The organism is Sodalis sp. (in: enterobacteria) (assembly GCF_051710625.1).
Classification (GTDB): Bacteria; Pseudomonadota; Gammaproteobacteria; order Enterobacterales; family Enterobacteriaceae; genus JBPESN01.
Genome location: NZ_JBPESN010000025.1, coordinates 18503 through 31899, shown reverse-complemented (window position 1 = coordinate 31899; position 13397 = coordinate 18503). Strand labels below are relative to the sequence as shown.

Genomic DNA, 13397 nt, shown 5'->3' with positions numbered 1-13397 from the left:
GCTACATCACGAGGTATTACAGCGCTATCCGGCCTCACTGGTGTAACGGCGGCTTAACTCCAAACGAATCTGAGCGACTGTTCTACATACAGTCTAACGCGGTGGCTAGTTTTAGTTGACCACTACAAATAATCTGTATCTCCGAAGGGGAGTAGCTGGAGAAGCTTGACGCCCGCCTTAGCTATAGATTTTGCAATCAATTCTGGACTGTCCAAAATAGCCATTTTTTATGGGTTTAAGGGAGTCCAGAACTGTCTGCAAATTAGTCCAAAATATTTTGCATCGCTACACGATGACCACAGCCGGGTGGAAAAACTGCAAAACTATGTCGCGGGCCATATCGATAATGCCTGGATCGAATCGCTGTCCGCCAGCTCCGAACGTCCGCGCCGCCTGTCGCCACCGGCGTTCAGTTATCAGTTGACCGAACTGGCGCGCCAGGTGGGTAAACGCATCGTCCTGCCGGAAGGCGATGAGCCGCGCACCGTGAAGGCGGCATCCATTTGCGCCGAGCGGGGCATTGCCCATTTCGTCTTGCTGGGCAACCCCGATGAAATTTAGCGCGTCGCCGCAGTACAAGGCGTGACGCTCGGCGACGGCATCGAAATTATCGATCCGGAAGTGGCGCGCGAGAAGCATGTCGCCCGTCTGCTTAAACTGCGCAAAAGCAAAGGCATGACCGAAGTGGTGGCTCGCGAACAGCTGGAAGACAGCGTGGTGCTGGGCACGCTGATGCTGGAGCAAGGCGAAGTGGACAGGCTGGTGTCAGGTGCGGTACTACCCACCGCCAACACCATCCGTCCGCGGCTGCAACTTATCAAGACCGCGCCGGGCTAGCGGTGGTGTCGCGTCGGTGTTCTTTATGCTGCTGCCTGAACAGGTATTGGTTTACGGCGGCTGCGCCATCAACCCGGATCCGACCTCGGAGCAATTGGCGGAGATCGCTATCCAGTCCGGCCGATTCCGCTGCCGCCTTCGGTATTGAACCGCGCGTGGCGATGATTTCCTACTCCACGGGCAACTCCGGCGCCGGCAGCGACGTTGAGAAGGTGCGCAAAGCCACCCGTTTGGCGCAGGAAAAACGTCCGGACCTGGTCATTGACGGCCCGCTACAGTATGACGCCGCCATTATGGCCGACGTCGCGCTGTCGAAAGCGCCCAACTCGCCGGGGGCCGGTCAGGCGACGGTGTTCATCTTCCCGGATTTGAACACCGGTAATACGACCTATAAAGCAGTGCAGCGTTCAGCGGATCTGATCTCCATTGGCCCGATGCTGCAGGGGATGCGCAAGCCGGTCAACGACCTCTCGCGCGGTGCGCTGGTAGACGATATCGTCTATACCGTCGCCCTGACCGTTATTCAGTCGAAGCAGGCGGAAGGCTGATTTAGCGTTAAAGCGTCAGAAACGACCACGCCGCCCCAGGGCCGGCGTTTTTTTGCCCCGCAGAGGGCTTCTTTGAATTTTCCGCGCGGTTGTCCCTATCCGGCCCGGGCGGGAGCGAGGGTTTTCCCGAGCGCGGCCCCGGGTCACACCGCACAGACGTGCTGCGACTTTCCTGAAACGAAAACCGGCTTGCCCGCGCAACCGTACTGCCACCTTCCTCCCGCGTACGCCGGCTAAGCGCCCATGCTAATGTCATGTGCCCTTTCCTACGCCTGCACCGGTAAAGCTGGTGCAAATGTGCTGCGTCTGGCCTCACACCTAGGCCGGCTTGCCCGTGCAAGCGTACGAGGGTCTTCCTCGCGCGTATGCCGGCTAAGTCCGTGCAAACGGACCAGGGTTTACCTTATGCGACGCAGATGCCCGCTACTGAGCCGCGCCATCGTCCGACGTTTGCGCGGCCAGCGGCTTGCCAAAGCTTTGGGCGTTATTGCGGCTCAGCCACAGCGATAGCGCTTTCAGCGAGTCCGGTGTGAATTCGTCGCAGCGGCCGGTAATTTCCTCCGGCGTCAGCCAGTTGACGGCCTCGACCTCGCTTTCCTGGAGCGCAAACGGGCCATGGGTGACGCAGCTGAACAGCGAGCCCCACACGCGGCTGGCCTCATTCTCGAAATAAAATTGCCCGTGTTCAGCAAAGGGGACATCCGCGATGCCCAGCTCTTCTTCCGCCTCGCGACGGGCGGAATCGAGCATTCCCTCGCCGCTTTGTACCACGCCGCCGGCGGTCGCATCCAGATAGCCCGGATAGAAGTCTTTGCTGGCGGTACGCCGCTGAACCAGAATATTGCCCGCACCATCATGTACCACAATATAGCTGGCGCGGTGACGCAGACGTTCCGCGCGCATCTGGTGGCGGCGGGCCTGGGCGATGACTTCATTGTTCTCATTGACAATGTCGACCCATTCCTCACCGGCAGACTGACTCTGTGGCTCCATCCTATGACACCCTTATGCAATGGCGCGGACTGCCCGCGCGGTATGGTTGAACGTAAGAAACGCGACTGATGTATTTTGTCATAACTTAGAAGGTTATTGCGACTTGCGCAATAGTTTCCACGCTATCTAATGCTACCGCCTGTAACCGGCCATTGGCCAGCAGCCCATAGCTAGCCCAGTAGCCGCCTTTTGGCAGGCTGACCGAGCCCGGATTGAACAGAATATGCTCCCCCACTCGCTCCGCCTGGGGAAGATGGGTATGGCCGTACAACAGTGGGCCGCCGGGCGCCAGCGGCGGCAGTCGCCTCGGATGGTAAAAATGCCCATGGGTTAGAAACAGCCGCCTGGTTTCCCCCAGCAACACCTGCTGCCAGGGCGCGTTAGAAGGGAAAGTCTAGCAGCATTTCATCCACTTCGCTGTCACAATTGCCGCGTACGGCGATAATTCGCTCGCCATAAATATTAAGCGCGGCGGCGACCTTCGCCGGTCGATAGTCTTCAGGTAGAGGGTTGCGCAGACCATGCTTCAGAAAGCCCCCCAAAAGCAGCAGCCAGCGGGCACCGCTTAAATCAAACGCGGCCAGCAGCCGGCGCGTGGCAGCCAGCAAGCCATGAATATCGGACGCTATCATCAATTTCATTATCGTCTCCTGTTAGCATGCCGAGACGCCACACGCACAGACGGTGCGGCACGCCAAGCTTAACAAACTTCAGTCTCCCTGCGTCAACGCTATCCCGTTATAGTCAGCCGACTGACGCCTTTTTGCGCCAAAAACCCCGCTCACACCCCGCCGCTTAATTCGCTTTTATCCCCTGCGCTTTTGCACTACAGTTAAGCTACCCGCTTCATCCTGATGGAGGCTATATGATCGACGTTTATTATGCGCCCACGCCCAACGGCTATAAAATTACGCTGTTTTTAGAAGAGACCGGCTTGCCGTATCAGCTTCACCGCCTGGATATCAGCGCCGGCGATCAATTCAAGCCGGCCTTTCTGGCCATAGCGCCAAACAACAAAATTCCGGCCATTGTCGACAATCAACCAGCCGACGGCGGCGCGCCGTTCAGCCTATTTGAGTCTGGCGCCATTTTGCTTTATCTTGCGGATAAAACCGGACAGCTGCTGTCCCACGACCTGCGCGAACGCCATACCACCCTGCAATGGCTGTTCTGGCAAATGGCGGGCTTCGGGCCGATGCTCGGCCAGAACCACCACTTCAGTCAGTGCGCGCCCGAAAAAGTCCCCTACGCTATTAACCGCTACCGCACCGAAACCGCGCGGCTCTACGGCGTGCTGGATAAGCAACTGCAGGAGCACCGTTACATCGCAGGTGAGCAGTATAGCATCGCCGATATCGCCACCTACCCCTGGGCGGTATCCCATGAAAAGCAGAATATCTCTCTGGCTGACCATCCCGCGGTGCAACGTTGGTTCAACGAGATCCGGACGCGTCCGGCGGTGGAACGCGCCTGGTGGCGGGCTAACGGCTAAACCCTGCCGGCCCGGCGGCGGCGCAGATTCCGGCACTGTGTCCGCCACGGGCATTTCCCGCCGCCGTAGCCTATGCTTTAGGCAGAATGGAGTTTTGCTATCGTTGCGCGCGGCACCTGCGGGTCGACGCATTGATTGACGTCGGGCAGAGAAAACCACCATGAAAATTTTATTGACCGGCGGGACCGTGCTTATTGGCCGGCACCTGGTTATGAGACTGCAGACCTTATCGCACCACGTCACCGTATTGACCTGCGACGCCCAGCGCGCGCAGCAAACGCTGGGGCCTGAGATCGCCACCATGACCACGCTGGCGCCGCTGTCGCACCTCAACGAATTCGATGCGATGATTAACCTGGCCGGCGAGTTTATCGTCGAGCGCCGCTGGACCGACGAGCAAAAAAACAAGCTGTGTCAGAGCAGCTGGGACGTCACCGGTCAATTAAGTCTGTTGATACGCCAGAGCAAGAATCTGCCCTCGGTGTTCATCTCCGGCTCCGCTGCCGGCCATTATGGCGACCAGGATGATGCCCTGGTGGACGAAGATGAACCGCCGATTATCGATTTTGCCCACACGCTGTGCGCACACTGGGAAGATTTGGCTCTCAGGGCGCGCAGCGAAAAAACCCGCGTCTGCCTGTCGCGTACCGGCGTGGTGCTGGCCGCCTGACGGCGGTCTGCTCGGCAGGTTGCTGCCGCTGTACAAAGTTGGGCTGGGCGGTCCCATCGGCGATGGCACCCAATTCATGTCGTGGATCCATATCGACGATATCGTCACCGCGCTGCTGTTTATTCTAACCACCGACGGACTGGCTGCCCCGTTCAATGTTTGCTCGCCTTATCCGGTGAGCAATGAACATTTTAGCAGCGTGCTGGCAGGAGTCCTGCACCGACCCGCTTTCACTCGCGTGCCGGCACAGGCGGTGCAATTATTCTTAGGTGAAGGGGCATCGCTGATACTGGGTGGCCAACGGGCGATGCCGCGGCGGCTGACCGAGGCCGGCTTTACCTTTTGCTATAGTGAGCTGGAAGCGGCGCTAACGGAAATCGTCAACGCCATCTAACCGGCAAGGCGGTTACTTGAGGGCTCCGGAGAGGAACAGCTGCTGCCGCGGGCTCTTCAGGCTGCCGAACACCTCTGACGGCGGCCCCTGCTCCTTGATGACCCCTTGATGCAAGAAAATGACGTGGTTCAAGACATGGCGCGCAAATTCCATCTCGTGCGCCACCACCATGGTTTTGCCCTCTTCAGCCAGCTTTTGCATGATGCGCACCACCTCACCCACCAGCTCCGGATCCAGCGCCGAGGCCGGTTCGTCGAACAACAGAACCTCCGGCTCCATTGCCCGCGTGCGGGCAATGGACACGCGCTGCTGTTGCGCGCCGGAAAGATTGATAGGGTATTTGGCGCGCGCGCGCTCATCAATACCCACTTTGTCCAAATAGCGCACCGCGCGTTCACGCGCTTCGCTTTTGCTGAGGCCCAGCACCTGTTACCGGCGCTTCCATGACGTTTTCCAGCACGGTTATATGGCTCCATAAATTAAAATGCTAGAATACCATCGTCAGGCAGGTGCGTAGCAGCTGCAGCTGTTTTTTATCAAACACCTTAAACTGGCCGTCATGGTCGCGCACCATATGAATATTTTCGTTATTAACGGCGATCGATCCTTCGCTGGGTTTTTCCAGAAAGTTAATGCAGCGCAAAAAGGTGCTCTTACCTGAGCCTGAGGATCCGATAATACTTATCACATCACCGGCGCGCGCTTCAAGCGACACGCCTTTTAGCACTTCATGGTCACCGTAGCGTTTGTGCAGCTCCTGGATCGACAATTTGATTTCTGGCATATACGTATCCTGCACGTGGGTTATTGCGGTTTGACATGGCGCAGCCAGCGCTTTTCCGCCTGTTTAAACAGTTTAATCAACACAAAAGAGATCATCAGATACACTACCGCGGCAATGCCGAAGGCATAAAACGACTGATAGGTCGCCGAGTTGATATCCCGGGCGATTTTAAGAATATCCGGTACCGTCGCGGTAAACGCCAGCGCGGTGGAGTGCAGCATTAATATGACTTCATTGCTATAGGCCGGCAACGCCGTGCGCAGCGCGGAGGGCAGTATAATGGCGCGGTAGAGCTTAAACGGCGAGAAGCCATAGGCGCGCGCCGCCTCAATTTCGCCGTGCGGCACCGCTCGGATGGCGCCGGCGAAAATTTCGGTGGTATAAGCGCAGGTGTTAAGGGTCAACGCCAGTAGCGTACAGTTCATGCCGCTGCGAAAAAACGCGTTTAACACATCGGTGCCGCACACGATTTCCAGGCTGTACATCCCGGAATAAAACACCAGCAACTGAACGTACAACGGCGTGCCGCGAAAAATATAGGTAAACAGCCAGACCGGTAAACGTATCCAGCGGCGGGACGACACGCGCGCCACCGCCAGCATCCCCCCCAGCACCACCGAGATGATCAGTAACCACAGGGTCACCGCCAGCCCGCTGAAACGGTAGCCGTCGCTCCACAGCAGCGCATGCCAGTATTGTTGTAAAATATCGATCATAATTCCGCCTTCTTCACGCCCAGCGAGTAGCGAGCGCCGCGTAAGCCACAGCAGCACGCCGTTGGACAGGGTGGTGAACAGCAGATACACACCACGCCGGCGACGATGGCGAAATAAAACGGTTGATAGGTGGCCCTTACCCGCCAATTGTGTGGCCTTCACTACATCATTCAATCCGAGCAGCAAAACCAGCGCGTTGGCCTTTAAAATGACCTGCCAGTTATTGCCGATGCCGGGCAGCGCAAAACGCATCATGGCGGGAAAGAGAATGCGGCGGAAGGTCTGCGAAGCGCTGAGGCCAAAGGCGGTGGCCGCCTCGATTTGCCCGCGCGGTACCGCCAAAAACGCCCCGCGAAAGGTTTCCGTAAAATAGGCGCCGTAGATAAAGCCCAGGGTAATAATCCCCGCGGCCATCAAATCGATATCGATCTGATCGAAACCGACGGTTTCCGTCAGGATGTTCAGTGCAATTTGCAACCCGTAAAAAATCAGCTACATGCACACCAGGTCAGGTACGCCGCGAATCAGGGTGGTATAGCCTTCAAAGCAACCCACCAGCGCGCGGCTACGGGAGAGTTTGGCACCGGCGTCGATAAGACCGATGACTACCGATAATAAAACGGAACTGAGCGCCAGCTCCGGGGTCACCAGCGCGCCGTTGATAATTAATTGCGAATAACCAAAAAGCATCGATCTTACCTGTCCTGGCGAAGAAGAAATACCGGCGTAGCCCTTGACGCCATAGGCTTATGCCCTATGACAGGATTAACCGCCGTACACGTCGAAATCAAAATATTGTTTAGCGTATTTATCGTAACTTCCGTCTTTGCGCATCTCGGCAAAAGCCTTATTCAGCGCATCTTTCAAATCGGTTTCGTCTTTACGTAATCCCATGCCGGTACCGATACCGAAGAATTTGTCGTCTTTCACCGCCGGGCCGGCAAAAATATACCCTTTACCCGCAGCCTGCTTCAGGAAGCTTTCGCTGCCGGCGACTTCATCCTGGAAAGCGGCGGCGATGCGTCCCGAGGTCAAATCGGCGTAAATGAGATCCTGGTTTTGATAAGCGACCACGCCCCCCCCCCTTTCGGCTGCCACATCGCATTGGCGTAAACTTCCTGGGTTGACCCCTGCAACACGCCCACACGTTTGCCGCGCAGAGAATCCAGCGTCGGGGTAATCGGGCTACCGGCTTTGGCAATCAAACGCGCGTTAGCGGCGTAAAGCTTGTCGGTAAAGGCAATTTCCTGCTGGCGTTTTTTGGTTATCGACAGCGAAGAAATAATCGCGTCAATTTTTTTCGTTTTCAGCGAAGGGATAAGCGCATCAAAATCGCTTTCCACGAAGGTACACTTGGTTTCGATACGCTTACACAAATCTTTGGCCAGATCGATATCGAAGCCCACCAGCTCGCCGCTGGCGTTTTTCGATTCAAAAGGGGCATAGGTCGGATCGGTGCCAATGCGGATATTTTTGGGTACTGCGGTAAACGCGCTGCCCGCGCAAGCCAGCGCCGCCACCAAAGGAAGAACTTTTACCAATTGTTTTATAAATTACCATCAGTATAATTATTTAATGCCCGGCAGATAGTGTGTCCTTTTCCGCCGGAACCATTGCACTTTTCATGCCATATATCGCGCCGCGCCCGCGATGCGCGTTCAGGGCGCCAGAAGCCGTTGTGGCCTCTGACATCTGGCGCAATTCGGTAGTGCGACTGACGCGCTGGACCGTGCGTGCGCCAATCGCTCCCCACGCTGCACCATCCATTTACACAGCATGTTTATTATTAGTGCAATGTTATTTTTCTGCACTATTATCAGGAGAATAATTTTATTGTGAGTTTAACTAATAACGGCGGCACTCAGCCGCTTTGCCAGCGCGGAAACAGGTCTTGAAGCAGCACCAGATCGAATTGATCCAGCGTCCGATTGACCGTTTGGTCGATGATATCGCTTATCTGGGCAGGGCGGTGATAGAACGCCGGCACCGGCGGCATAATGATCGCGCCCAGCTCGGCCGCCAACGTCATCAGGCGCAGATGGCCCAGATGCAGTGGCGTTTCACGCACCCCCAGCACCAACCGGCGCCGCTCTTTCAACACCACGTCCGCCGCGCGCGTTAGCAGCCCGTCGCTGTAGCTATTGACGACGCCGGAGAGGGTTTTCATCGAACAGGGCAAGATAATCATTCCCAGAGTTTGGAATGAACCGGAGCTGATGCTGGCGGCAATATCGCGGGAATCATGCACGACATCCGCCAGCGCCTGCACCCCGCGCAGACTGTACGCGGTTTCCAGCGTCAGCGTCTGCCGCGCGGCCGGGCTGATGACCAGGTGGGTTTCAATCTCCGGCAGCGTGCCCAGTACCTGCAGCAGGCGGACGCCATAAATGGCGCCGCTGGCGCCGCTGATACCGACTATCAGACGTTTCATACCTCAACTCCTGCCAGTGGCAAAGACGAAAAAACCCGGCGCGGTTGACCGCCCGGGTTGAGATGACCTGCCGCCATAAAGCACGGGTCAGAAGCATAACCTACTGCACCCGCGCAGTACCGATCGACCTTCGTTATACATTTCCAGGTTTTCGACCTCGGTCTGGGCGCGCATCGCTTTGGAATCATCGTTGCGCAACGACTCCAGCTAATCCAGATAGCGCTGATCCACGTCGCGGGTCACGTAGATGCCGTTGAATACCGATGATTCAAATTGCTCAACGTCAGGATTATCTTCCCGCATCGCCCGTTCCAGATCGGCCAAATCCTGGAATATCGGCGCGTCTGCGCCGCGTCTGCGCCGATGAGCTGCCGTATTTCATCAACCTCGCGGCCGTGGGCAATCAGTTCCGAGGCACTCGGCATATCTATGCCGTAAACGTTTGGAAAGCGGATTTCCGGCGCAGCGGAGGCCAGATATACGTGACGGGCGCCCGCCTCGCGCGCCATCTCGACGATTTGCTCAGAAGATGATACTACGCATGCTGGAGTCGTCCACCAGCAGCACATTCTTATCGCGGAACTCGGCGCGGTTGGCGTTAAGCTTACGGAGCACCGATTGCCGGCGCACCTGCTGACCGAGCATGATGAAGGTCCGGCCGACGTAGCGGTTTTTCACAAATTTTTGACGATAGGGCTTGTTCAGTATCCGGACTACTTCCAGCGCGATATCGCAGGAGGTTTCCGGAATCGGGATCACCACATCAATATTCAGATCTTCCCACTCGCGGGCGATTTTTTCGCCTAGCATTTGGCCCATGCGCACGCGGGCGCTTGTAGAGTGAGATTTTGTCGATGAACGAGTCCGGCCGGGCGAAATAGACATACTCGAACAAACAAGGGTGATGCCTGGGGTTCTCAGCGCACTGCCGGGTGAACAGCTGCCCTTTTCCGGTGACGTATACCGCCTCGCCCGGCGCGATATCGCGCCGGAAATCAAAGCCCAGCGTATCCAGCGCTACGCTTTCGGAGGCCACAATATATTCATTGCGCCCGTCCGCCAGCGTGCGCTTGCCGGTGGCCAGTGGGCAGATGCCGTTGGGGTCACGAAAGGCAAACAGGCCATGACCGATAATCATGCCGACACAGGTGTAGGCGCCGCGGATCTGCTGATGGGTCGCCGCCAGCGCCGCGAAAATGTTGTCCGCCTTCAACGGATAATCCAGGAAGCGATCCAGCTCGGCAGCAAAAACGTTCAGCAAAATTTCCGAATCGGAGGTGGTATTGACATGATGCCGCCCGTTTTCAAACAACTTTTTATGCAGTTCGGAGGCGTTGGTCAGGTTACCGTTGTGCGCCAGAGTGATGCCGAACGGGGAATTGACGTAAAACGGCGGCGCCTCGGAGGCGCTAGAGCTGCCGGCGGTCGGGTAGCGGACGTGGCCCCCCATATTGCCCTGCAGGCGCTGCATATGCCGGGCCTCGAAAACATCCTTAACCAGTCCATTGGCTTCACGCAGACGAAAACAATTCAAGGCATCGATGGTGACGATGCCTGCCGCATCCTGCCCACGGTGCTGAAGCACCGTTAATGCATCATAAATAGACTGGTTTAGCGGTATGAAACCGGCGATTCCGACAATACCGCACATGTTGTCATTTCCTCATCAGCGTTACCGGGACAACTACTGCCTCGGTAAGAAACTCGACGTGCTTTGCAGATAGTCAAAAAACCATCTGATGTTACCGCTGAATTGCGGTATCAGTTGGGACTGCTGCCAGTCCTGACTGTGGGAGAAACCGGTGAAGGTGTCGAGAAAGAACAACGCCGCCGATACAATTAAAACGCCGCGCAGCGCGCCAAAACAGACGCCTAATACCCGGTCGGTGCCGGACAAACCGGGCTGCTCCACAAGCGAACTAATGACGTAATTGACGATGGCCCCGACGATCAGGGCAGCCACGAACAGCAGGGCAATCGCAATACCCTTGCGAACCATCTGCTCTTCAAAGCGGGTAAAGTATATCGCAAAATAACTATAGTAATGGCTGGCGACAAAAAATGCACAGACCCAGGTCACTAAAGATAATGCCTCACGTACAAACCCGCGAATCAGACTCACCAAAGCGGAAAAAATAATGATGCCGATAATGACGTAATCAATCCAGATCATGCATGCATCCCTTGATCATTCGCCCGGTCAGCTGGTTCGCGGCGAATTCTAACAGAAAAAGAAAACGTTTGCGTAGGGGATTTATTCCCCCGGTTTAAATAAATCACGGTGAGTGAAAAGACCCATCGCCGCAACAAGATAGCGCAACCTAACGCGCCGACCGCCTGTATGGCGTCTGAGGCCGTGCGGTCAAAACGCCGCACCTGCGTGAGCAGCAGGGCTCGCCTGTCCTGTCCTGTCCTGTCCTGTCCTGTCCTGTCCTGTCCTGTCCTGTCCTGTCCTGTCCTGTCCTGTCCAGCAAAAGTCTACCGTACGCTGTAGGGGCGCAATTGGCCGTTAAGGCCGCTCAACTGGTTAAGTTCGCCCAGCGCACTTTGCAGCTTATCCCGGGAAGCATCGGGACCGACAAAAATCCGGGTAATCTGCCCCTGCACCGGCGCCGATGGCGAAGTATAAACGCGATAGCCCGACAACCGCAGCTTGGCGACGATTTCCGACACCTTATTGGCGTTCTTCAACGCCCCGAGCTGCACTACCCACGCCTGCCCTTTTGGCGCCTGCTTGGCGGCAGGCGCTGAGTCAGATTTCGGCGCCGGCGGTTTGGGCGCTTCGACTTTCGGCGTCTGCGGTTTGGGCATTGGCTTGCTCTCAGGCCGCGCTGTTGGCTTGACCTCCGGTTTGGCAGCTGCGGGCGGACTGACTTTCATTTCCGGCGGCGCCAGCGTTTCCGGCTGACGGGTACCGCTGCTGGCAACATCGGGCAAGGGTGCCGACGGCTGTCCGCTGCCGGCCAGCCGGCTGGATTGTTCTACCGCCTCGCCCGCCCCTTCCGGCGGCAGGCTCGACAATTGCTGGCTGGCCGGCAGCGTCGCGTCGAGTTCGTCACTGTCGCCGGGCTTCGGCACCAGCGGGATAGCGGCAAACTCGCCTTGATAGTGCTTCTTTTTACCATCCAGCAGACCGGGCAAAATGATGACACCGAGGGCGACAAGGATAATGGTCCCGACCAGGCGGTTTTGAAATTTACTTGTCACAATACGTCTCCCTTTCAGCCAGCTCCAGGACCGGCGCCACGGTATGGAAAGAGCCAAATACCAGCACGCAATCCTCGGGCGCGGCGTCCGCTATTGCCTGATGCCAGGCGCTTGGCACATCCTCAAACCGTTGCGCGTCGCTGTCAAGATGCGCCGCCAATTGCGCGGCGCTGGCGGCACGCGGCCCGTCAAGCGATGCGCAATACCAAACATCTACCTGCCCGCGCAAGCCGGCAAGCGTGCCGGGAATATCTTTATCCGCCAGCATCCCGACCACCGCCCGGACTTTGCCGGTGCGGGGCAACGCCGCCAGACGCCGGGCCAGATAGCCGGCGGCATGGGGATTGTGCGCGACGTCCAGAATGGTCAGCGGTGCCCGTCCGATACATTGAAAACGTCCCGGGAGCGAAGCCTCGCGCAGCCCCTGGCGCACCGCCGCTGCCGGTACCGCGAACGGCAGGCGGGCAACGGCAGCCAGCGCCGTTGCCGCGTTTTCCAGCGGAATGGCCGGTAGCGGCAGCGCGGTAAGCTCGCGCATATTGTCCCACCAGCGCCAGTGCTGGCCGTCGTCCTGCCACCACCAATCGCGATCGCGGGCGTATAGCGCTGCGCCGCAGTCGGCAGCGGCGGCGTCGAGCGTCGCCGGCCGGTCGGGCCCATCCACGACCGCCGGTTTGCCGCGACGAAAGATACCGGCCTTTTCCCGCGCGATACTGGCACGGTCCGGCCCCAGCCAATCGGTATGATCGAGGGCGATGGAGGTCGTTACGGCGACGTCGGCATCGACGATATTGGTTGCGTCCAACCGCCCCCCCAGCCCGACCTCAAGGATCACCACATCCAGCGCCGCTTGCCGAAAAAGCTGCAGCGCCGCCAACGTACCGAACTCGAAATAGCTTAACGACGTCGCGCCACGGCCGGCTTCGATAACCGCCATCGCTTCACTATGGGCGGCTTCCGGCAATTCGTCGCCCTGAATGCGCACCCGTTCGGTATAGCGCAGCAAATGCGGGGAGCTATAGACGCCGACATGCATCCCGCTTGCCAGCAAAATGGCTTCCAGCAGCCGACAGGTGGTGCCCTTACCATTGGTGCCGCCAACGGTAATGACCCAGGTGGCCGGGCGCAGCAAATTCAGGCCGGTCGCCACATGGCGTACCCGCTCCAGGCCCAAATCGATGGGTTTGGCGTGCAGACGTTCAAGATAATAAAGCCACGCGGCCAGTGGCGACGTCGCTTGGGGGATAGGCAGATTTTCCATACGTCCGTTCATTGGCTTATGCTGGGTTCTCACTAAGCTTGCCCCGCCCAGGCTGATGGCCGCG

Annotated in this window: 7 protein-coding genes and 7 pseudogenes; 3 read left to right on the top strand and 11 right to left on the bottom strand. The window is 57.7% G+C overall.

From position 1 onward, the window contains the following. Nucleotides 1-291 precede the first annotated feature (291 nt). Nucleotides 292-1385: pseudogene (gene pta / locus ACTBDU_RS08450) on the top strand (phosphate acetyltransferase); the annotation flags it as partial. A gap of 423 nt (nt 1386-1808) precedes the next feature. On the opposite strand, the gene yfcD reads toward pta, so the two are convergent. After that, on the bottom strand, nt 1809-2378 hold the full coding sequence (gene yfcD, locus ACTBDU_RS08445) for an NUDIX hydrolase YfcD (RefSeq protein ID WP_438806160.1): 570 nt from the start codon (nt 2376-2378) through the stop codon (nt 1809-1811). 85 nt (nt 2379-2463) lie between these two features. Further along, nucleotides 2464-3019: pseudogene (gene yfcE / locus ACTBDU_RS08440) on the bottom strand (phosphodiesterase). 224 nt (nt 3020-3243) lie between these two features. On the opposite strand from yfcE, the gene ACTBDU_RS08435 reads away from it, so the two are divergent. Both ACTBDU_RS08435 and ACTBDU_RS08430 read left to right on the top strand, forming a co-directional pair. After that, nucleotides 3244-3870, top strand: a complete 627-nt coding sequence (locus ACTBDU_RS08435; protein ID WP_438806159.1) for a glutathione binding-like protein — start codon at nt 3244-3246, stop codon at nt 3868-3870. 160 nt (nt 3871-4030) lie between these two features. Further along, nucleotides 4031-4934: pseudogene (locus ACTBDU_RS08430) on the top strand (TIGR01777 family oxidoreductase). Between the two features lie 12 nt (nt 4935-4946). Here the strand turns inward: ACTBDU_RS08430 and hisP are convergent. From hisP to folC, 9 genes and pseudogenes are all read right to left on the bottom strand, one after another. Further along, nucleotides 4947-5718 (bottom strand): annotated as a pseudogene (hisP, locus tag ACTBDU_RS08425) (histidine ABC transporter ATP-binding protein HisP). A gap of 20 nt (nt 5719-5738) precedes the next feature. Continuing rightward, nucleotides 5739-6434: an ABC transporter permease gene (locus ACTBDU_RS08420; RefSeq protein WP_438806158.1), complete on the bottom strand. Its 696-nt coding sequence runs from the start codon at nt 6432-6434 to the stop codon at nt 5739-5741. Continuing rightward, nucleotides 6431-7124 (bottom strand): annotated as a pseudogene (gene hisQ, locus ACTBDU_RS08415) (histidine ABC transporter permease HisQ). Before hisQ ends, ACTBDU_RS08420 begins: the two are co-directional and overlap by 4 nt. Nucleotides 7125-7199: 75 nt before the next feature. Beyond that, nucleotides 7200-7984 (bottom strand): annotated as a pseudogene (locus ACTBDU_RS08410) (lysine/arginine/ornithine ABC transporter substrate-binding protein). 311 nt (nt 7985-8295) lie between these two features. Beyond that, nucleotides 8296-8865, bottom strand: a complete 570-nt coding sequence (locus ACTBDU_RS08405; RefSeq protein ID WP_438806157.1) for a UbiX family flavin prenyltransferase — start codon at nt 8863-8865, stop codon at nt 8296-8298. Between the two features lie 87 nt (nt 8866-8952). Beyond that, nucleotides 8953-10516 (bottom strand): annotated as a pseudogene (gene purF / locus ACTBDU_RS08400) (amidophosphoribosyltransferase). A 33-nt stretch (nt 10517-10549) separates the two neighbouring features. Continuing rightward, the gene (cvpA, locus tag ACTBDU_RS08395) at nt 10550-11038 is read right to left on the bottom strand and encodes a colicin V production protein (protein ID WP_438806156.1); all 489 of its coding nucleotides are present in this window, start codon (nt 11036-11038) and stop codon (nt 10550-10552) included. Nucleotides 11039-11343: 305 nt separating this feature from the next. Next, nucleotides 11344-12072 (bottom strand): cell division protein DedD, encoded by a 729-nt coding sequence (gene dedD / locus ACTBDU_RS08390; protein WP_438806155.1) that lies wholly within the window; start codon nt 12070-12072, stop codon nt 11344-11346. Further along, nucleotides 12062-13333 carry a bifunctional tetrahydrofolate synthase/dihydrofolate synthase gene (folC, locus tag ACTBDU_RS08385; RefSeq protein WP_438806164.1) on the bottom strand — a complete coding sequence of 424 codons (1272 nt, stop codon included), beginning with the start codon at nt 13331-13333 and terminating at the stop codon, nt 12062-12064. Before folC ends, dedD begins: the two co-directional genes overlap by 11 nt. Between the last annotated feature and the right edge of the window lie 64 nt (nt 13334-13397).

Coding starts and splice junctions, on each gene's coding strand:
- ACTBDU_RS08435 (WP_438806159.1), top strand. CDS start 3,244: ATGATCGACGTTTATTATGCGCCCACGCCCAACGGCTATAAAATTACG.
- cvpA (WP_438806156.1), bottom strand. CDS start 11,038: ATGATCTGGATTGATTACGTCATTATCGGCATCATTATTTTTTCCGCT.
- ACTBDU_RS08420 (WP_438806158.1), bottom strand. CDS start 6,434: ATGATCGATATTTTACAACAATACTGGCATGCGCTGCTGTGGAGCGAC.
- yfcD (WP_438806160.1), bottom strand. CDS start 2,378: ATGGAGCCACAGAGTCAGTCTGCCGGTGAGGAATGGGTCGACATTGTC.
- folC (WP_438806164.1), bottom strand. CDS start 13,333: ATGGAAAATCTGCCTATCCCCCAAGCGACGTCGCCACTGGCCGCGTGG.
- ACTBDU_RS08405 (WP_438806157.1), bottom strand. CDS start 8,865: ATGAAACGTCTGATAGTCGGTATCAGCGGCGCCAGCGGCGCCATTTAT.